The organism is Pseudoalteromonas sp. S3431, from assembly GCF_000690035.1.
GTDB classification, from domain to species: domain Bacteria; phylum Pseudomonadota; class Gammaproteobacteria; order Enterobacterales; family Alteromonadaceae; genus Pseudoalteromonas; species Pseudoalteromonas fuliginea.
Window position 1 is genome coordinate 58,446 of sequence record NZ_JJNY01000047.1, and the last position, 19,201, is coordinate 77,646.

The following is a 19,201-nucleotide window of genomic DNA, read 5'->3' on the forward strand; positions in this document are numbered from 1 at the left end:
GAGATTTTACATGACAAATTTATTTGAAGCTTCGATAAAAAAAAATGAAACAAATAGCTTTTTTCGTGGAGAAAAAAACTACTTTGTAAGAACCCCTGACTTTGACCAACATAATCATGGTGCAAACCTTGGCGGGCATGTTGAATCTTTTTTAAGAGCGAGTAATGATAACGCTGAAGTTTTCGATGAAGCTTTTATAAAGTTTTTGGAGTCTTTAGAAGTAACTAAAGAAGATTTGACACATTTTATGGCCAACCTTTCAGCTTTTTTTGCTTTAAAAAATAGAGGTAGATTGGAAGGTTCAACGCTCTTTAGAAGCCTCAATAGCAACGAATCAAAATTAGTTAAAAGCTATTTAACACATATATCAAACACGGATATATATCTTACTGAAAAAGATAGATTATATATACATGCAAATTTTATCTCTAAAAATGGTAACGATATTTTATTAAATACATTGAAAGAAATAGACAAGGGATAGGCTGAGCTTTCCATCTTTCACTAACTTATATTTAAATATTAAACGAGCTATATAAAAACTCTAAAAAGGATTTTAATATGTCATCAATAAGAATAACTCAACCTGTTGGGTTAGGCGGCACTAACAGTTTAAATGATGTAAAAACTGTACAAACGGCTTTGAATAAATTACTAAAACTTATTCCACCTACACAAGCTTTAATTGTCGATGGTCGCTTAAACCCTCGCCCAGAAAACTCAAAAACTATTGCTGCTATTAAGTTATTCCAAAGCAAAGTGTTAAACATGGTTCGGCCTGATGGAAAAATTAATGCTAACGATGCTACTTTTCGCAAAATTAATGAAAAGCTTGCGTTATATAACTCTCAAAAAGCAGGAATGAAAGATCCTCAACTTTTCTTGAAAAATGTCATAAAACCAACGCTGTTAAAAATTGGTTTATCATCAAAAAAAGCAGAAATCTTATTGCTGGGTACAGCGATTCAAGAAAGTCGATTGAAGTATCGTCAACAACTAGGCGGTGGACCTGCTTTGAGTTATTTTCAGATAGAGCCTGCTACTCATGATGACATCTGGGATAATTACCTAAGTTATAGAGCAGAGTTAGCATTAAAAATTAAAAGCTTAATGACTACTGAAGATAAGTTAAAAGAGCTAAAAGAGAATGATGCTTATGCATGCGCCATTGCTAGAATCCACTATTTAAGAGCATCAGCTGCATTGCCAGAAGCTAATGATACTAATGCGCAGGCACAGTATTGGAAAACTTATTATAATACGCCACTTGGAAAGGGAACTGTGCAAGAGTTTATCCATAATTGGCAAACATATGGAGTAAGTATATGAATGTTTTTAAGGCCTTAATTTGTACTCTACTATTAACGATAAGTCATACCGCTTTCGCGTCAGACTGCTTAAATATAAAAGTAACTAAGCCTATAAAAATTGATGACAAAACAGGGCTATTGCAGTCATTGAAGTTTGAGCAAGTTAAATTACTCCACAAAGATAAGTCAGGTATTTGCTTGCCTACAAGGGATACTTACATCTTGTCTTTTAGTGAAGGGAGCCCTTTTATTGCCACTCGATTAAAAGGCCATACGCCAGAAATAACATTGCTCGAAAAAAGCAAAAATTATTATGCATTAATAAAGTTTTATGCAGGTAACAAATTGCAAGTGCTAAAGGGATATCAAATCATCAACTCAGAGCTATACGCACTCCCTAATTTCACTCTAAGTAGTAATGTAAGCAATATTAGTATTGATGAAGGGGTTATTAGCGTAAAGAATACTAAGTTAGTTGAAGATCACTCCATTGATTCAGTTACGCTTTATAACTTTGATTTATCAGGTGTATCAGTTAAGCATTAAGTAATGTATTTACTAAATAACTAGAATATTGAACTACCAAGGGTATTTAAAAAGCATGATAAAAAGTAACCTTGGTAAGCTTGTTCTGACTACTCCTTTGTTTTTCATTGCGTCATGTAATGCAGCTCAAGGTACCTCGCAAGTTATATTTAAATGTAATGCGGATGTGCCAACACCTATTGAGCTGATTATTAGCAAAGTAGGTAATAAATTTCACTTAGCTAAATTCACTATAAATGCAGCCACAGTTATTGATTCAGCAGACTTTAAAGCTGTAGAAAAATCAAGCTATCATCGCTTTTTAGTTACTGAACACAGTTTGACTTTTAATGAGGGGAAAAGTGAAGTTATAGTAAGTGATTACTATAGCGAAGAGCTTGATACAGTAACAAAGGAAAAAACAGTCACACTACAAAAAAATGAAATAAAGAAATATTGGGTTTGTGACAGTACTGCTATTAGTAAATTAGCTTCTATTGAAGATTTTTAGCCAATTAAAAGCGCTGATCGCGCACACTATTTTATTAAGTCTTAATTTTTGTGCTAATGCTCAACATACTGATTTATTAGAGCTTGATGGCTTTAGAAAAGCGGTTAGTCGTGCTGACTATTTAGCTAAAGTAAAAATTATTAAAGTAGACTCTTTTCAAGAGGCCGATGGTTTCCAAAGGCATATTTTTATTGCAGATGTAATTACAACCTATAAAGGGATAACTCATAAACAAATTTCTTATGAGATGTTTGTTGAGAAAGGTGAAGATGTAATGTTTAACTCGGCGCCTATTTACTTAGCACTTTGTAAGAGTTTAAGCGGGTCTTACTATTGGCCTGGTACGGGTTCAGAGTTTAAACCTACACCTGTTATTGATGCTTGGGTAAATGAAAATAGAGATTCGCTTAAGCTTACACGCACGCCTGCAGCTTGGTGTGACTAACTTGGTTTTTTGAATAACATTAAGAATATTAAACATAAGGAAATACAGTGAATAAAATAAACACGGATGTAAATTATAAAACAATGGCAGGTAATGCACGCTTAGTGATGCTTGGTGAATCGAGTCATAGCACTGCTGGTTATAAGTATGAAGCAATAAAGGCAATCAAACAGCTAAAAGCTGCTGGTTTCACGCATTTTGCAATCGAAATGCTACCAAGAGCTATGCAGGAAAAAATAGACTTTTATCAGCGCACAGGTAAAGGCTTTAATGTTATACAGCAGTATTTTAATAAGTATTGGACCCATGGCTATTTAACACCTCATGCTTATGGTGAACTTGTTAAGGCTGCGCGCGATATTGGAATGAAAATAGTCGCGCTGGACGTGTTAGTTGAAACAATGGATATAATGGATAGTGTATGCTCTTCAGAGAAGGGTATAGGAGGCGATTGCTTTGATACTCATACTTATAGAAACGCACTTTGGGCAGTTAATTTAGCTACTATATTAAACCGTTCAAGTCAGAATAGGGTTGTTGCTTTTATGCATCGCTTTCATGCTGTACTAAATGCAGCAGACCAGCCTGGTGTTGATGTATTTCTTAAAGATCACAATATTTTCAATGTACGCTTTATCGACTTTATCGGAGGGTTAAGTTGCATAAGTGATAGACGCTGCTCAGGTGACTCTAATCAGGATGAATTCTTAAAAGAACGCTATTTTTATCGAGAAGGCTACCCGTACGAATCATCTGTTAAATCTTTTCAAGTGCATATACCTGAAAAGCGTGTGAATAGTGATGGTTCACTACAATGGTAAAAATAATATCAATAATTATCTTTACTTGGTGTTTTGTATTTCCTTCGGTTTTGAGAGCATCACTTTTTCCTAGTATAGATATTAACTCCCCTAACCTAACTGTAGAGAAAGCCGCTAAGCAATGCGAAAAGAGCTTAATGCATGCACCTGATCAGTTAGAAGCATGGTGTGAAAAAGCATATAGTCTTGGTGATTGGGAGGCTTTGTATTACATAGGCGTGCACACTGGAGATGGGTCTCGTTATTTAGAGGAAATTAATTCTCGTATTGCAAATAACGAGTATAGTGCTTTAAAAAAACTTGCTTGGATATACCGAAGTGGCCACTTCGTAAAAAAGGATTTAAAAGAATCTGCACGATTATATGAATTATATTTACTCCATGATAATGAAATGAATTTTCAAACTGTTTCGGCACATTTTGAACTATCAACTATTTACCAAAAGCTTGGTATGTGGAATAAAGTGATTTCTCATACAGATTATGTAATAAATTATGCAAATAGGACCGATTGGGAGCATCGCGCTCAATATATACAAAAGCAAGCCAAAGCATCATTAGCTGAAAATGAATCATTAAATGAAAACTGAAATATAAAGGAGCTATTAACGCTTTAATTTAAAGCGCTATAGAAATTACATGGAACAAAAAAAACAGAACACACTAACCAACCTCGTTTACGATATATACGAGACCCCCACTTTAATAGAAGGGCATCGACCGCTTATTCAGCCTTTACTTATTGATTTAGTGGCTACAGCGCCAGATGGGTTTGAAGGTATGGCGACGATGATTAATACCCATATTTCAAACGGTTTAAAGTTTAAAAATCCTAAAATACAAAAGTTTGAACTTGAATCTGGGTTATTAAAACTTAAAACTTACTTTCAAAAAATAAACCGTTAACGACTTATTTTTTAACGTTGAGTACTTAAATCAATGGTTGTTATAGGTCGGTATATTCATTCATTAAACAGTATAAGAACATACTTTTAAATCAGAGTTAAATCTACGATTTTGCCCTGATGTATAGCGCAGTACGGATAAAAAACAAACTGGTTGTTTTTTGTTCCAAATGCATGCAGTATAATTGTATTTTATTAGAGTTTTTAGTTTTAATAAGTTTGATTATCGCTTTTTATTTAAAATAAAAAGCACTTAAAGAGTGTAATTAAATAGAAATATATATTACGTAATGTATAGCTAAAACTTGGGAGATAGTTTGCTTTGTTATTATCACGTTTAAAGATTTCTTTACTGGTAGTAGTGTCTATTACCGTTATTTTTTTTACTACAACACAGGCTTTTGCAGATATGTTTGGCTTTTCAAAAAAGCAGGATTTTACTTTATCAGTTCCGATTAGTGGTCAACTGCTAAATGATGGTAAACCACTTGCGAATATTACCATATTTAAGTCATTCACTTTTGGTGATGAGTATTTAGATGAAACGACGTCAGACGAAAATGGTAATTTTTCTTTTCCTGAGCGAGTTATTAAAACCTCTAAGCCAGCGAATATGTTCGATAATGGGTCTCTAATTCAGCACATCTACATAAAAAAAGATAACTCGAAAGATATTGTTTTATGGTTTGCCAGAATTGGTTTACATAAGCAAAGTAAAACTTTGAATGAGTATTTAAATAATCTAGTGTGCGACATTGCAAAAGAGCCTCAAACTTACGATATACCGGTTGTTGAAGATAAAGAACACGTTTTTACAGTTTATACAGCCTGTAAAATTTAGTTTATAAACAATTTAAAAGGATTTAGCATGAATACATTAACACCTGCACAAGCGGTACAACTCGCGTTACTTGCTTATGATGCCAAAGACATCAAAAGTACGGATCTAATTAATAACTCTTTATCTCCAGCTTTACGTGGAAAGTTTGACTTTTCTGTAAGTCCTAGTTCAGTACAAGGTGTGTCAGGCGGCTTTATTTCGCACCTATTTGGGTTAAGTTCTGGTTTTGGCCTAGTTGGTCACGGAACGGGGGCTTTTAAAGGGGAGTCTGTAATTGCTATTAGAGGGACCGATACAATACGTGATGGCATAACTGATGCTCATTTTGGTTTAAGCGGTGGTTCAAACGGTAGTATGGTGCATGCGGGGTTTAATAAAACATTTTATACTATGAAGCCTAAGCTACAAGAGTTTGTCACTGCTAATATTAAGAATAAAATGACGGGTGGTGTTCATGTTGTTGGTCATAGTTTAGGTGGTGCTTTAGCTACGTTATCCGCTGATTGGATCAAAGCGGAATATTCATTACCAGTAAAGCTGTATACATTTGGCTCACCGCGAGTAGGGCTTGAAGGTTTTTCAAGGGCAGCGACATCGAGAATTGATAAAATTTACCGTTGTACCCATGGCGCTGATCCAGTTGCTAAAGTCCCTTTATGGCCATTTTCACATGCACCGTATAATGGGCAAGAAATCCGTTTAGATAATGGGCAAGGCCTTAAAGGTGCTGCTCATAAGTTGGACGGAACGCCTGGTTATATTAATACGGCAAACAGCAATGATTGGAACAACTTAACCGTAAAAGCTAATCATTTTCTAAGCACACCAGTGCGTTTAAAGTTTGAAGATAGAAACCAAGCTTCATTTAATGCGCATTGGTCTGATAAATTAAGTGCGGCATTAATCACCTTGTTAAAAGATGCGGGCTATTACAGCGCTGTCGCTGCACAAGCAGCTATTGGAACCGGATTAACGTTTTACGATATGCTTGCTCGTACTATCGATAAAATAGCAAAGGCGTCTGCATCATTTGCAGTACAAACGCTAGGCTTATTAGGGCATATGTTAGTGTTTGCCGGTAAAGTTATTAATAAAGCTGTAGAGCTTACTTACAGCTTTATTAAATGGGTGTTTGATTCTACGTTAGGTGCTTTATACCGAGCTGCTAGAGAAGGCTTAAATGGTTTAGGTTAAAAGAGATAATTTAGTTAACGCTGAAAATAACTGCTCGAGATTGATTTATTATCCAGAGTTCAGGTTAGTTACTACTTTCAGGGCTTGTTTATCTTTTGGAGTTCAATTTACACCAGTATGTTTTATTTTTAGACAAGGCAGAGCCTATGCAATGTGGTTATTTCCCACAAATAGGTGATAAAGTAATATAAATGCCAAGCATGCGTTTCTCCTTGGGTTCGTCCTAGGGGGTATTTGCTTACATAAATGCAGGTAAGGGCGTGAACAGGACGCGGAAACTTTGCTCTATTTTTACTTATTCTTTCATCGATGTAAGAATAAGTACGCATGAGCAGTTACCGAGCTCACTCGGTTACAAGCCTCAAATAGCCCTAGTGCTTTAAAGCACTGACAAATAATTTCAAACGTTTTTACTCTTGCTATACCAACCCGCAAAAATACTTAATCAATTTGAGGGGTTAAATCTGACGCTAACTGCGTTAAAAGTTTCTGTCTTGTTATCGACACGATTTTTTTACCTCAAAATAGATCACTTAATTAGGTGAATTGGTATTATCAACTTTATCTAACAATACAGCACCACTTTGTTGCTCTCCTAAATGATCATCCTTATTGTAAATAGGGCAGTTTTTAAGTGATAAACAGCCACAACCAATACAGCCATCTACTTTGTCACGTAAACGCTGCATATAAGCAATGCGATCGTCGAGCTGTGCTTGCCAATGCTTAGAAAGCGCTGACCAGTCTTGCTTGGTCGGGGTTCTGTTGTCTGGTAGTGTGGCTAGCGTGTTTTTAATTTCCTCTAGCGTAATTCCCATTGTTTGCGCTGCCTTTATGACCGCCACACGGCGAAGTACATCGGGTTTATATCTACGCTGATTACCACTATTTCGCCAACTTCTTATTAAATACTTAGTTTCGTAAAAATGTAGGGTTGATACTTTTACACCACTTCTTTTTGCCACATAGCCGACGGTTAGGTTAGCTTCTGTTAATTTTTTTTGTTCTGTGCTCATTTTAAATCCATATATTGACCTCAATAATGGTTGAGGTTTTAAGCTGCTCCCAACATAAAAAAGGAGCGAGTTAAATGCAATATAAAATTAAAAAAAATTCAGTAATAATTTATTCAAGTGCACGTAGAGAAGGAAATACATCAGCACATGCTAATAGTTATGCAGAGCAAAATGATATTCGCGTTATTTGTCTTGATGACTATAAAATACCGCCATACTGCTATAGTAAGAACTATAAAAATGATGATTTTTATACTGTTTTTGAGTCGTTACTCGATTATGAACATTGGATTTTTGCATCCCCCGTGTATTGGTATAACACCACGGTACAAATGAAATCATTTATCGATCGGATCACAGATTACATGGACGACGAAAACTTAAAGCCTAAGTTACGCGCGTTACGTACAAAAGAGTTCTCGTTGCTATCAAATGCCTCTTCTTTTGAAGCCCCTGATGCCTTTGTACAGATATTTAAGCAAACCTTTGGTTATTTAGGTATGCGCTTTGTAAATCATAGCCATAAAAATACGCAATCGGTAGCATAATAAACAACCTATTCCTCGACGGGGTGTTTATTTTTAGATGTTAACACGCAGGCAATATAGCGGCTGCGTGTTATTACTCCTTTATAGAAATAACATCCCATAAACGCTGTTCGAGCAGAGCGAAGGTGTTGCACTTCTTTCATTTATTGATTACAAGTTTTGCATCGTAATTAAACAGTCTTTAATTTGAACGAACTTCATCCAAAAAGATCAACACGCCCTGCTTTTGATAGTATATTAAATAGGCTTGATTACTTAAAAACACAGGATTTATGAAATATTTACTATTACTTTTACTTATTAGTCCGCTTTCACAAGCTAATGAACTCCCGATCAAAGGGTTTGGCAGCTTCTATAATGTACCAAAACACGAGCCAATTAGTGCTTCTACCTCGTTTAGAATAGCTTTTGATGTTAGCGAGGGAGCCAAAGAAGGCGCGCAAAATAATTCAATAAATTCGTTAGCGCGTTTTATTAACATGCATGTAGCGCATGGTGTAAAGCCTGAAAATATAAAACTCGCTTTAGTTGTGCACGGTAGCGCAAGTGTTGACGTGTTAGCTAATAGCGAATATAAAAAGCGGTTTAATATTGATAATAAAAACCGGTACTTAATTGAACAATTACTCGTAAATAATACACAGGTTTTTGTGTGTGGTCAGTCAGCTACACATTTTAAAGTTACTCCTGAACAGCTTATTCCAGGCGTTAAAATGTCACTTTCTGCGATGACTGCTCATGCCCAACTACAACAGCAAGGCTATACGTTGAATCCATTTTAATGATAAAAAACATTTTATGCTTTGGCGACTCTAATACTTGGGGTTTAAACCCCGTTACAGGAGGGCGTTTTGACGAAAGTATTCGCTGGACATCACAATTAGCCACAAAATTAGGGTCAGGCTTTAATATTATTGAAGCAGGGCAACCCAATCGTACCTTAGTAAACCATCCGCCGTATAACGGTTCACTTTCGGGTGTTAGTTATTTAAAACCTTATTTGGAAGAGTATGCGCTCGATGTAATTATTATTGCACTTGGGACAAACGATCTGAAAAAGCGTTTTAATTTAGCTCCAGAATGCATTGCTCTGGGGTTAAATAATTTAATTAATGATATTTTTGATTTTTATAGTTTAAATAATCAACATGATGAAAAGCCAAAAATAATTATTTTGAGCCCGGCCTATGTACGTTGTAGAGGCCCTTACAAGCATATTTATGAAGGTGCGGAGTGCAAAAACGTTGCGCTAAAAGAGCAATTCAAAAATATTGCACAAAATAAAAAAATTATATTTATTGATCTTCAATCTTTAGTGCACGTATCAATAGAAGATGGAATTCATATTTGTGAGAGTCAGCATCAAGTAATAGCCAAAGCGCTTTACGATGTTGTGAAAAAGTAAACTTGGTTAAGCCATTTATTTATTTTTTAAGTCATTATGCATTTATAAAATGTGTATTTAAAGCACACACTATATTAGTAAGGATACGATGAAAAAAGGCCATAAGAAATCAATAATAGCATTGCTAACCGGCATCTTGGTTTTTGTGACAGGGAGCTTGATACTACTTTATTTTGCAGGCCAAAAGCTAGCAGCTACAATAAGTGAAGACGCTACACACCTAGTTAAGCATATCGATACCGCAGTACAAGAACGGCGCAGAATTCTTACTCCATTAAATAACCTCGGTTTTAAACAATGTGACCAAGCAACGTTGCTTGAGATGCGTCGTGCTTTATTTGATGCAAAATATGTAATAGATATAGGTTTTTTTAAGAACAATCAGCTTGTATGTACTACAGGAGCTGGGTTGTTAGATAAAGTTATTAATGATAAAAGCCCAGATTATATTATTGTAGATGAAAATATTCGAGTACGCTTTGAACCTCAATTGTATTTATTGTTGTTTAGTGGCCGCCCAATGGAAGTTATTATAGTGCGTCAAGGTGACTACAATCTAATAATAGATACTAAAGTATTTAATGATGACGTAATTAGCTCACCCATGTGGGAAGTTGTTTATAAACATAAGCGTTCTATTAATCATTTGGCAGGGCAAAGTGGTGTTTACGATACGTTAGTCAATAATGTTTATCTTCCTTATGAAAGGCAGCTGGTATGCAGTGAACAAAATAGCAATTACTGCGTTGCACTTCATATGCCTTGGAATAATTTTTTTGCTAAAAATCACTTTTTACTAATTATATCCCTCATTTTAACCTGCTTGGCTGGAGTATCGAGTGCATTACTTGTTGATAATCTGATTGCCGATCGTCGTTCTACATTTAATCGTATTCGTTTAGGCTTAAATAAAAACTCTTTTTATTGGACCTACCAACCTATTATTTGTTTGCAAACAGGCACAGTAATAGGTTGTGAAGTACTTGCTCGTTTTAAAGATAAATATGGAACACTCTACCCAGATCAGTTTATTCCGTTACTCAGAAAAAATAATTTAACTTGGAAATTCACTGAAGCAATGATTGCAAAGGTGCTTAAGGAACTTACAGCTATTGATATTTTACCTGAGGGTTTTAAAGTATCGCTTAATATATTTCCATGTGATGTAGAGCAAGGAAATGTATCATCTTTAACGCAAGTTTCTGAACTTACTAATTCTCGATTTATTATTTGCCTTGAAATTACCGAAGATGAATACCTTGATACCAGTATTGCTCATGCGCATTTTAGAACATTGGTCAAATCGGGTTTTAACTTGTCATTAGACGATTTTGGTACGGGTTATTCTAATTTAAAAAATTTACAAAATTTGAGCTTTCATCAGTTAAAAATAGACCGTACATTTGTGCAAGATATAGCAACTGAGGGTCTAAAGGCTTCTATGATCCCGAACATTATGGAGCTTGTGACAAAGTTTAATTATACCTGTGTTGCAGAGGGCATCGAAACTAGTGAGCAAGAAGCTATTTTAAAAACTGCGGGAGTGCATTACGGGCAAGGTTGGAAGTACGGCCGACCAATGAAGGTTGATAAGTTTCATGAATATATGGCAAAACAGAGTGTTTGAATTTAGATATTTGTAATTTTTAAAACATATAAACAAACGTTATTATAAAACCAAAATGTTAGGAACTTAATCATAATGAAATCAATACTAAGTGTTTTTATTTTTATATTACTGAGCGCATGTACATCGCAGTACCCAAATCAGCAAGTTACAGGTAAGCAGTTTCCCAATATTAGCGGTGAAAGCTTAGAGCAAAACATAGTGACTATACCCCGCGACTTTAACGCAGATAAAACACTGCTGCTTATTGGTTACAAGCAAGACAGCCAGTTTGATATAGACCGTTGGTTAATTGGTTTAGATATGGCGGGTGTAACGCTTCCAACTTACGAACTACCAACCATTGCAGGTATGGCACCACGTATGTTTAGCACATTTATCGACAGCGGTATGCGCAAAGGCATACCTAAAGAATTATGGGGCGGGGTAATTACTATTTATAAAGATGGTGAAGCGGTACAAAAGTTTACGGGTAATCAAAGCCCAAATAACTCACGTGTGGTACTTATAAATAACAGCGGCGAAATTTTATATTTTTATGACCGAGGTTTTTCGGTTGATGCGTTAAATAAATTAAAAGCGAGTATTGAGTAATTCACTTTAGCCTTTAAATTTATTTGCTTAGGTTAATTAAAGTGAAAGGGAGCGAATGCTCCCTTTATATTGTATTTTATTTAAAACGCGTAACTTACACTAAAGCGCGTTGTACGAGGCATAATGTAACGACCATTTGGTGCATCAGCATTACGTGGATCACCTTCTGTAATGCCTTGCTCATCCGTTAAGTTATCTATTGCTACTTGAAGCTTAATGCCTTCCATTGGTTCTAGTATTAAACCTAAATCAACTTTTTCGTAGCCATCGAGTGTTACAGTGTTTTCGTTATTGCCAAAGCGATCATCAACCGCTGAAAGTGTACCGTATAAAGTTGCATACATACCTTGTAGCTCAAAGTCGTAACTTGGCGTTACACGTACTTGCCATTTTGGTTGGCGCTGGGATTGGTTGCCATCGTTTGTTGGACTTTGAGTAATTTCAGCATCTTGTAATGTGGTGTTTAAATTAACAGAAAAACCAGACTCATGGTTAAAGTTATAATCGAGCTCTATACCGTACGCTTCATTTGTTAAAATTTCTGCTGGTACACCTGGGCGACGTACAAAGGTGTCGCCTTTTACTTCGTTTACAAATACGGTTGCATAAAAGTCGGTTGATTCAGTAATTAATTTATAACCTAGTTCACCTTGAGTAATTTCTTTAATAAGCTTTTCGCCACCTTGGTAAGCATCAAAATTATCTCTAAAATCATCAAAATACGGCATTTTATAACCACGGTTAACACGGGCAAACACACCCATATCATTGTTAATTGAGTAGTTTAAACCTGTAGTCCAAGAGGTTTTACTTTCATCGTAGCTAACGGCTTTAGTAATAATGCCGTCAAGGCCTTCATCTACACTGTAATGTACTTCGTGGTTTTCTTGACGTACGCCAACATCCAGTGTGAATGCATCAGCAAATTTGTATTCACCAGTAACATAAAACGCGTGAGTTCGGGCATCACCTGTTGAGCTAATATCGTAGTTAAAATCACAGCCATCGGTGCTTTGGTTACATTCAATACCGGTTAATGCTTCGCCACCTGATTCAAGTACATGGTATGCAGTGTTACCTAAGCTCCACCAATCTTTTGCCGAAGTGCTTGCGGTGTAGTAACCAAATGTTGTTGATAAATCACCAAACTTTTTTGAAAAAGCTAAATCATTAGTAAATGAGCTAATTTCTTTAAGCACCACCCATCGTCCAAGCTGTTGAACAGGTGTAGCGCTTGCATATTCAGTATTTGTTACTGACCCAAACGCCGTTTGACCGTTATCAGCGACTGCGCCAATGGTTGTTGCTGAGCCACTTGGTACTAAACCGTAGGTGTTTGCATCGCCTTTAGTAATGTTAAAACGGTCTGAAAAGTGCCAACCATTTTTAAGTTCGAGCTTAATACTACCGCCTGAAACATGACCGTCCCAGCCTCGGCCATCACCTAAGTCAATATCGTGTGCTTGCGAATCTGGCCCTGTAAATATTGTTGCTTGGCGATTTAGCGTGCCTAGTTGTGTGTATTGTGCGTCAATACCATCAACATTGAGTGGCGTTGGTAAGTACCACGCGCCGTGGTCGTCAGTTTGGCGGGTATAAAAGTTAAGCTCGCCTTTATCTAAGTTTTTAGTGATGTTAATTGTAAATTGGCTGCCTTTTTCTGACGTAAAGCCCGCATCACGAATACCTGGTGAACTTTTTACATACCCGCCAACCATAAAGTATAAATCGTCAGTAATTTCACCACTCATTACAGCATCAATGCGCTGTAAGTCGTAATCAGAAGTTGTGTATTTAAATAAGCCTTCTGTTTCTTCGCCACCACGTTTTAACCTAAAGTTGGTTGTTAGCCCAGGTTGTCCGTTAGATAAAACAGGGTTTGGCCCACCACGTAGTGCTTCTACAGTTTCAATGGTTTCATCAACACGAAACATTGATGAATTTTCTAAAAACGATAAGGTTGACGCTGGGTAAATTGGTGAACCTTCAATACTTAGCGTTAAAAATGGGGCATCTCCACCGCCAGGAAAGCCACGAACAAATACATTCGCACCTGACTCACCACCTGAGCTTTCTACCCAAACTCCAGGTATTGCTTTAAATAAGTCAGCGGTGCTTTTTGGAGACAATTTAATAATTTGTTCACTATCGATATTAGTTACCGCATAGCTGGCATCTATTTTTCTTATTCCAACACCTGTGGGTGTTCCTGATACTACAATACGCTCAACTTTTTGTTTTTCTTGTGTTTGCTCTGCAGCAAATGCGCATTGAGTGCTAAGCGCTAAAGTAATGGCACACGCTAGTGTACTTTTTGCTTTACTGATTTTCATGTGTGTGATCCCGTTTTTAGTGTATTAAACAGTGTATTTCTGCAGTCTTTTTACTAAAAATCATTGTAAATAGGCTGTGTATATTGAAACCTTAGAGATAAATGCAAACGTTTGCAATATTTATTTGTAAATTATTTATGAATTTATATAGTTTATTTATTGAGCTTATTTATATGTTAAACACTTTTTGGGTCGTTGTTCGCGCCAGCAAAAAATAATAATGCTATATTGTCAGCGAGTTAGATAATTGTATTGATCAGTGGTAAGCGACTATTTAGGAAGATCATGAATAACAAAAAAATTAAATTAACTGATTTAGCGAAACTAGCAGGCGTGTCTACCTCTACAGTTTCGCGTGCGCTTAATGATAACCCGCTAATTAAACAAGAAACGCGCGACAAACTTCAGCGCTTAGCTAAAGAGCATAATTTTAGCCTTAATACGGCTGCAAGTCGGTTGCGGACACAAAAAACCAATGTAGTTGCGGTTATAATTAACCTTGACGAACAAACAGAGCAGTCGATTAGCGATCCGTTTTTACTTAAAGTAGTGAGCGAAATTAATCTTGCACTTAATCAGCAAGGGTTAGAGCTTTTACTATCTAATTCAATCATGGCGCAAGACGATTGGGCTAATTATTTTATTAATAGCCGCCGTGCAGACGGTATTATTGTTGTAGGTCAAGGTAAAAACCAAACCAATATAGAAAATGCAGCTAACGCAGGTATTCCGCTGGTGGTATGGGGAGATCCTAAAACACCTAGCAACTACCCCATTGTAGGAAGTGACAATTACTTGGGAGGCTTGCAAGCAACAACGCATTTAATAGAGCACGGAGCTAAAAACATTGTATTTTTAGGTGATCCAGAACATGGTGAAATTAGTGAGCGTCACAGAGGGTACTCTGCCGCATTAGCATCCCATAAATTAGAGCAACATGTTGTATCTATTGATATTACAAGTAGCTCAGCGTATCAGTCAATTAACCAATTACTGCGTGAAAAAGGCCTTTATTTTGATGCTATAGTTGCATGTAGTGATATGGTTGCCTTAGGTGCCATGAAAGCCTTAAAAGAGCGTTATGTAAGCATTCCTAATGATGTCGCTCTAGTAGGTTTTGATGATATTGCTATGGCCGACATTAGCCACCCTTCATTATCAACTATCCGACAAAACACACAGTACGCAGCCACGCTATTAGTTCAAAAGTTGATGCAGCAACTAGCTGGTGAAAAAGTTGAATCACAAGTAATTGATATTGAACTGATTACCCGCCAATCAAGTAAACGATAGTTTATAAATCATGTTGAGTTAATGTTAAATTTAAAATGCAAACGATTGCATTGAGGGCTATTCTAAACTAAACTCAAACCTCACTGATATAAACACACACTGTGTATGCACTCGTTATGGGCATACAATAAAGGTCGTTATAGCGTTTAAATAACGCTTTAAAGCGAGGGTAATTATGAGTAAAACAAAAGTCACACTGGCAATTGCAGCAAGTTACTTTATTTTCGCTATTTTGTTAAATAGCGTGGGCACCGTTATTTTGCAGGCAATAAATACCCTTGGGGTAAGTAAAACAGAAGCTTCAGTGCTTGAGGGGTTTAAAGATTTATCCATTGCGATAATGTCATTTGTAGTGGCTTCGTTTATTCCTCGCCTAGGCTATAAACTGGCCATGCTTGGGGCACTTACTGTTGTTGCGGTTGCTTGTGTAAGTACGGCTTTAATTAGTGACTTTTATGCGTTTAAAATTTTATTTGCCGCTATTGGTTGTGGCTTTGCTGTGGTCAAAGTGTCGGTTTACTCTATTATCGGCCAAGTGACAGGTGATGCAAATAGCCACTCTTCATTGTTAAACACCATTGAAGGCATTTTCATGGTTGGTGTGTTAAGTGGCTATTGGATTTTTACTGCTTTTATAGATCCAAACGATTCAACCGCGTGGCTCAACGTTTATTACTTACTGGCAGCGCTAACCCTAATAGTTATAACGAGCGTAATTGCTGCGCCTATAATGCCCGCCATTATAAGTAAAACTAAACGCTCTGGTTGGTTCGATTTTATCGCCATGCTTAAGCTAACATATCAACCGTTGGTACTCATATTTATAATTAGCGCTTTTTTATACGTATTAATTGAGCAGGGCGTAGGTACTTGGCTACCCACATTCAATAATGAAGTTTTAAAACTCCCTGTGGCTATTAGTATCCAGCTGGCCAGTATTTTTGCTGCGGCACTTGCGTTTGGGCGCTTAGTGGCAGGGCAAGTACTTAAACACATTCACTGGTTTGTTGTATTGAGCAGTTGTTTAATTGCGATGGCTGGCCTCATACTTATTACCCTACCGCTTACTGAGAATGTTACTGAAAATACAGTAATTAGTTTATTTGATGCACCACTTGCTGCATTTATTTTACCGTTAATTGGTTTTTTCATGGCGCCTATTTATCCGGTACTTAACTCAGTTATGCTCAGCGCTCTTGAAAAACATCGCCATGCAGCTATGACTGGTTTAATTGTGGTTTTTTCAGCACTTGGAGGAACAACCGGTTCAATAATAACTGGTTATGTGTTTGAGAATTTTAGTGGGCAGCATGCATTTTACCTTTCTTTGGTACCCATTAGTTTGATTTTTATCAGCGTGATTTTTTTCAAAAAGCGAACCGACGCTATCTCGCAACATGCAACGACAGCTTAACAGTAAGGAAAGTTATGAGTTTTTTTGACAGCCAATTATTTAAAGATGTTCAAACGCAGCATGTATTTAGCGACTGTAAAACATTCGCAGATGCAATTGCGCGTGTTAATTGGCAAAGTGCATGTAAAAGTTATGAGCAATTAGCGCCTTTAACTAATACGCAGCTTAGTGAGTTTGTAAACGCACACTTTATTACTTCCCCAGTGCTAGCAATGAGCACTGAGGCTGATACGACATCGGTTAAACATTATATAAACTCGTTGTGGAGTGGCCTTAGAAGAGAGGCGGATACCCCAAAGCAAGATTCATTACTAGCACTAAAGCACAGCTATATTGTGCCTGGCGGGCGCTTTCAAGAGATTTACTATTGGGATAGTTATTTTACAGCATTGGGTTTAATCGATGCAGATAAAGGTGATGTAGTTGAAGATATGCTACTTAACTTTGTCGATTTAATTAACGATTATGGTTGTATTCCAAATGGTAACCGTCGCTATTATTTATCACGCTCGCAGCCACCTATTTTAGCACTCATGGTCGAATTATTATGGGAACATACGCATAGTAAATCACTCAATACGCAATGGCTTGCTATGTGTGTTGCAGCACTTGAAAAAGAATATATATTTTGGATGCAAGGCGCTCAGTTGCTTTCGACTAATGTATTGAGCTCAAAGCGGGTAGTAAGAATGCCTTGTGGTGGTATTTTAAATCGTTATTGGGACGATGTAAGTGAGCCAAGGGCAGAGTCATTGCGTGAAGATTTAGCGCTAGCGGAAGGGTTGGCGAAGGAGAAAAAATCTGATTTTTATCGTAATATTCGCGCCGCATGTGAGTCGGGTTGGGACTTTAGTTCTCGTTGGCTTGGTAAATCTAATTTACTAAGCTCTATTCAAACAACTGATATTGTTCCTATAGATTTAAACTGCCTTATGTATAACTTAGAGAATCAGTTAAGCAAATTCTTTCAATTGCTCGGCAATAGTGAACAAGCAGAGCATTACCAATTACTTGCTAGCAATCGCAAGGCGCTTATTAATGCTTACCTTTGGAATGAACCAACCGGTTTTTTTGTTGATTATAACTGCCGTACAACGACTCAATCTCCAATACTTAGTGCAGCGGCAACTACTGCTTTATTTGTTAATTTAGCCAGTAATGAGCAAGCAACTAAGGTAGCTACAAGATTAGCCAATGAATTTTTAAAAGAGGGTGGCATTGTTACAACTATTACTCAAACGGCTCAGCAGTGGGATAGTCCAAATGGTTGGGCTCCACTACAATGGTTTGCGGTAAAAGGGCTTAATAACTACGGTATAACACAATTGAGTACACATATAATGCAAAATTGGGTAAATATGGTTGAGCAAAACTTTGCAGCAAATAAGTGTTTACTCGAAAAATACAATGTGTGCACACCAGCGGTTTTAGCCAGTGGTGGTGAATATCAAGTACAGCAGGGTTTTGGTTGGACTAATGGTGTAACGGCAAGATTTTATACGTTATTAAATAATCCAGAGTTTTAAATAATTGGGTTACTTATAATTTTTTAATACCATTATCGGATTGTATGTTACCTATAACTTAGGTAATGTTGCATAAACGTTTCATGGATGAAATTTATGTCACATAAAAATCACGTGTTTGTAAGAACAACTTTTCAGTCATCTTTCCACTCTCATAGTTACACCGCTATATTAAGAACACTACAAGCGCTGTTTACCGATATAAAAATGGATGACACAGTACCTCAGCTAGAAGAACGATCGCATTATGATTTGTTTTTGATTGATGGCACTAAAAATAATTGGCAAGACCTTATTCCCACCGATTTAATTTGCTTAGCGAAGCACTGTAACGTTGTTGTCTTTAATGTTGAGCGAGAAACGGTATGTGAAAAGAACTTACTTCTCAATCATTTCAATGGCGTATTTTATAAATCGGATCCTCCAGAAGTTATTTTTAAAGGATTAGTTAAAATAAATGCTGGTGAACTCTGGTTTGCACGAAAAATTATTTCAATCGCATTCAATGATATTTTGGCTGTAGCATCATCATTTAACAGTTTGTACGATGGTATAGAAATAAAAAAAGATGATTATGATCATTTAACTAAACGAGAAAAATCGGTTATTTATCTCATAGCGCAAGGTGCCAGTAATAATGCTATTGCCGATAAACTTAATATAAGTGACCACACAGTAAAAACCCATTTATACAGTGCGTTTAAAAAAACGAGTTCGCGTAATCGAGTAGAACTAGCTAATTGGGCACAACGTTATATTTCTGTTTTACTGCCAATGGCTAAATAACCTTTTCAGGATCAAATTTTTGTATAAATAAGGTGTACTAGCTCAGACTTGATCTGACAGTTACCCATTTTTCTAATGGTGACTGTTAGTTTAGATTTGAGCTAAAT

General features: G+C 36.6%; 21 protein-coding genes. 19 read left to right on the forward strand and 2 right to left on the reverse strand.

The window, feature by feature from the left end:
• The first annotated feature begins 10 nt into the window (after positions 1 to 10).
• From DO88_RS07110 to DO88_RS07070, 10 genes are all read left to right on the forward strand, one after another.
• Positions 11 to 484: a hypothetical protein gene (locus DO88_RS07110; RefSeq protein ID WP_033039813.1), complete on the forward strand. Its 474-nt coding sequence runs from the start codon at positions 11 to 13 to the stop codon at positions 482 to 484.
• Positions 485 to 561: 77 nt separating this feature from the next.
• Positions 562 to 1,329, forward strand: coding sequence for a peptidoglycan-binding domain-containing protein (locus DO88_RS19130; RefSeq protein WP_232224812.1), 768 nt, complete (start codon positions 562 to 564; stop codon positions 1,327 to 1,329).
• Complete coding sequence (locus DO88_RS07100) at positions 1,326 to 1,856, forward strand: hypothetical protein (protein ID WP_033039816.1); 531 nt, start codon at positions 1,326 to 1,328, stop codon at positions 1,854 to 1,856. Before DO88_RS19130 ends, DO88_RS07100 begins: the two co-directional genes overlap by 4 nt.
• A 55-nt stretch (positions 1,857 to 1,911) precedes the next feature.
• Positions 1,912 to 2,346: a hypothetical protein gene (locus DO88_RS18590; protein WP_050482450.1), complete on the forward strand. Its 435-nt coding sequence runs from the start codon at positions 1,912 to 1,914 to the stop codon at positions 2,344 to 2,346.
• Positions 2,333 to 2,791 carry a hypothetical protein gene (locus DO88_RS07095; protein WP_033039817.1) on the forward strand — a complete coding sequence of 153 codons (459 nt, stop codon included), beginning with the start codon at positions 2,333 to 2,335 and terminating at the stop codon, positions 2,789 to 2,791. The genes DO88_RS18590 and DO88_RS07095 overlap by 14 nt, the downstream gene beginning before the upstream one ends.
• Positions 2,792 to 2,838: 47 nt before the next feature.
• Positions 2,839 to 3,612: a ChaN family lipoprotein gene (locus DO88_RS07090; RefSeq protein ID WP_033039819.1), complete on the forward strand. Its 774-nt coding sequence runs from the start codon at positions 2,839 to 2,841 to the stop codon at positions 3,610 to 3,612.
• Positions 3,606 to 4,202, forward strand: a complete 597-nt coding sequence (locus DO88_RS07085) for a tetratricopeptide repeat protein (protein ID WP_033039821.1) — start codon at positions 3,606 to 3,608, stop codon at positions 4,200 to 4,202. Before DO88_RS07090 ends, DO88_RS07085 begins: the two co-directional genes overlap by 7 nt.
• 49 nt (positions 4,203 to 4,251) lie before the next feature.
• Positions 4,252 to 4,518 carry a hypothetical protein gene (locus DO88_RS07080; RefSeq protein WP_033039824.1) on the forward strand — a complete coding sequence of 89 codons (267 nt, stop codon included), beginning with the start codon at positions 4,252 to 4,254 and terminating at the stop codon, positions 4,516 to 4,518.
• Positions 4,519 to 4,839: 321 nt separating this feature from the next.
• Positions 4,840 to 5,358 carry a DUF6795 domain-containing protein gene (locus DO88_RS07075; protein ID WP_007377072.1) on the forward strand — a complete coding sequence of 173 codons (519 nt, stop codon included), beginning with the start codon at positions 4,840 to 4,842 and terminating at the stop codon, positions 5,356 to 5,358.
• Between the two features lie 27 nt (positions 5,359 to 5,385).
• A complete protein-coding gene (locus DO88_RS07070) occupies positions 5,386 to 6,552 on the forward strand; it encodes a lipase family protein (RefSeq protein WP_033039827.1) in 1,167 nt (388 codons plus the stop codon).
• Positions 6,553 to 7,085: 533 nt separating this feature from the next.
• Here the strand turns inward: DO88_RS07070 and soxR are convergent.
• Positions 7,086 to 7,568 carry a redox-sensitive transcriptional activator SoxR gene (soxR, locus tag DO88_RS07065; protein WP_007377070.1) on the reverse strand — a complete coding sequence of 161 codons (483 nt, stop codon included), beginning with the start codon at positions 7,566 to 7,568 and terminating at the stop codon, positions 7,086 to 7,088.
• A 74-nt stretch (positions 7,569 to 7,642) separates the two neighbouring features.
• Here soxR and DO88_RS07060 point away from each other — a divergent pair, with 74 nt between their 5' ends.
• The 5 genes from DO88_RS07060 to DO88_RS07040 all read left to right on the forward strand — a co-directional run bounded on the left by DO88_RS07060 (position 7,643) and on the right by DO88_RS07040 (position 11,742).
• Entirely contained in the window at positions 7,643 to 8,116 is a 474-nt protein-coding gene (locus DO88_RS07060; RefSeq protein WP_033039830.1) for a flavodoxin family protein, read from the forward strand.
• Between the two features lie 272 nt (positions 8,117 to 8,388).
• Positions 8,389 to 8,898: a DsrE family protein gene (locus DO88_RS07055; protein ID WP_033039833.1), complete on the forward strand. Its 510-nt coding sequence runs from the start codon at positions 8,389 to 8,391 to the stop codon at positions 8,896 to 8,898.
• Positions 8,898 to 9,521: an SGNH/GDSL hydrolase family protein gene (locus tag DO88_RS07050; protein ID WP_033039835.1), complete on the forward strand. Its 624-nt coding sequence runs from the start codon at positions 8,898 to 8,900 to the stop codon at positions 9,519 to 9,521. The genes DO88_RS07055 and DO88_RS07050 overlap by 1 nt, the downstream gene beginning before the upstream one ends.
• Before the next feature lie 88 nt (positions 9,522 to 9,609).
• Positions 9,610 to 11,148, forward strand: a complete 1,539-nt coding sequence (locus tag DO88_RS07045; protein ID WP_033039837.1) for an EAL domain-containing protein — start codon at positions 9,610 to 9,612, stop codon at positions 11,146 to 11,148.
• Positions 11,149 to 11,223: 75 nt separating this feature from the next.
• Positions 11,224 to 11,742 carry a hypothetical protein gene (locus DO88_RS07040; protein ID WP_008134129.1) on the forward strand — a complete coding sequence of 173 codons (519 nt, stop codon included), beginning with the start codon at positions 11,224 to 11,226 and terminating at the stop codon, positions 11,740 to 11,742.
• 80 nt (positions 11,743 to 11,822) lie between these two features.
• Here DO88_RS07040 and DO88_RS07035 read toward each other — a convergent pair whose 3' ends face one another.
• Positions 11,823 to 14,075: a TonB-dependent receptor gene (locus tag DO88_RS07035; RefSeq protein WP_033039840.1), complete on the reverse strand. Its 2,253-nt coding sequence runs from the start codon at positions 14,073 to 14,075 to the stop codon at positions 11,823 to 11,825.
• A gap of 285 nt (positions 14,076 to 14,360) precedes the next feature.
• On the opposite strand from DO88_RS07035, the gene DO88_RS07030 reads away from it, so the two are divergent.
• The 4 genes from DO88_RS07030 (at position 14,361) to DO88_RS07015 (ending at position 19,094) form a co-directional block, all read left to right on the forward strand.
• Positions 14,361 to 15,368 carry a LacI family DNA-binding transcriptional regulator gene (locus tag DO88_RS07030; protein WP_007378432.1) on the forward strand — a complete coding sequence of 336 codons (1,008 nt, stop codon included), beginning with the start codon at positions 14,361 to 14,363 and terminating at the stop codon, positions 15,366 to 15,368.
• 175 nt (positions 15,369 to 15,543) lie between these two features.
• Positions 15,544 to 16,782, forward strand: a complete 1,239-nt coding sequence (locus DO88_RS07025; protein ID WP_033039842.1) for an MFS transporter — start codon at positions 15,544 to 15,546, stop codon at positions 16,780 to 16,782.
• A gap of 14 nt (positions 16,783 to 16,796) precedes the next feature.
• Positions 16,797 to 18,308, forward strand: coding sequence for a trehalase family glycosidase (locus DO88_RS07020; protein ID WP_033039844.1), 1,512 nt, complete (start codon positions 16,797 to 16,799; stop codon positions 18,306 to 18,308).
• A 96-nt stretch (positions 18,309 to 18,404) separates the two neighbouring features.
• Positions 18,405 to 19,094: a helix-turn-helix transcriptional regulator gene (locus DO88_RS07015; protein WP_008134135.1), complete on the forward strand. Its 690-nt coding sequence runs from the start codon at positions 18,405 to 18,407 to the stop codon at positions 19,092 to 19,094.
• Positions 19,095 to 19,201: the final 107 nt, after the last annotated feature.

Excerpts from the sequence above, each read along its gene's own strand:
- DO88_RS07035 (WP_033039840.1), bottom strand. The coding sequence starts at position 14,075 with ATGAAAATCAGTAAAGCAAAAAGTACACTAGCGTGTGCCATTACTTTA.
- soxR (WP_007377070.1), bottom strand. The coding sequence starts at position 7,568 with ATGAGCACAGAACAAAAAAAATTAACAGAAGCTAACCTAACCGTCGGC.
- DO88_RS07060 (WP_033039830.1), top strand. The coding sequence starts at position 7,643 with ATGCAATATAAAATTAAAAAAAATTCAGTAATAATTTATTCAAGTGCA.
- DO88_RS07015 (WP_008134135.1), top strand. The coding sequence starts at position 18,405 with ATGTCACATAAAAATCACGTGTTTGTAAGAACAACTTTTCAGTCATCT.
- DO88_RS07085 (WP_033039821.1), top strand. The coding sequence starts at position 3,606 with ATGGTAAAAATAATATCAATAATTATCTTTACTTGGTGTTTTGTATTT.
- DO88_RS07110 (WP_033039813.1), top strand. The coding sequence starts at position 11 with ATGACAAATTTATTTGAAGCTTCGATAAAAAAAAATGAAACAAATAGC.
- DO88_RS18590 (WP_050482450.1), top strand. The coding sequence starts at position 1,912 with ATGATAAAAAGTAACCTTGGTAAGCTTGTTCTGACTACTCCTTTGTTT.
- DO88_RS07030 (WP_007378432.1), top strand. The coding sequence starts at position 14,361 with ATGAATAACAAAAAAATTAAATTAACTGATTTAGCGAAACTAGCAGGC.
- DO88_RS07025 (WP_033039842.1), top strand. The coding sequence starts at position 15,544 with ATGAGTAAAACAAAAGTCACACTGGCAATTGCAGCAAGTTACTTTATT.
- DO88_RS07040 (WP_008134129.1), top strand. The coding sequence starts at position 11,224 with ATGAAATCAATACTAAGTGTTTTTATTTTTATATTACTGAGCGCATGT.
- DO88_RS07020 (WP_033039844.1), top strand. The coding sequence starts at position 16,797 with ATGAGTTTTTTTGACAGCCAATTATTTAAAGATGTTCAAACGCAGCAT.
- DO88_RS07050 (WP_033039835.1), top strand. The coding sequence starts at position 8,898 with ATGATAAAAAACATTTTATGCTTTGGCGACTCTAATACTTGGGGTTTA.
- DO88_RS07100 (WP_033039816.1), top strand. The coding sequence starts at position 1,326 with ATGAATGTTTTTAAGGCCTTAATTTGTACTCTACTATTAACGATAAGT.
- DO88_RS07080 (WP_033039824.1), top strand. The coding sequence starts at position 4,252 with ATGGAACAAAAAAAACAGAACACACTAACCAACCTCGTTTACGATATA.
- DO88_RS07045 (WP_033039837.1), top strand. The coding sequence starts at position 9,610 with ATGAAAAAAGGCCATAAGAAATCAATAATAGCATTGCTAACCGGCATC.
- DO88_RS07055 (WP_033039833.1), top strand. The coding sequence starts at position 8,389 with ATGAAATATTTACTATTACTTTTACTTATTAGTCCGCTTTCACAAGCT.
- DO88_RS19130 (WP_232224812.1), top strand. The coding sequence starts at position 562 with ATGTCATCAATAAGAATAACTCAACCTGTTGGGTTAGGCGGCACTAAC.
- DO88_RS07070 (WP_033039827.1), top strand. The coding sequence starts at position 5,386 with ATGAATACATTAACACCTGCACAAGCGGTACAACTCGCGTTACTTGCT.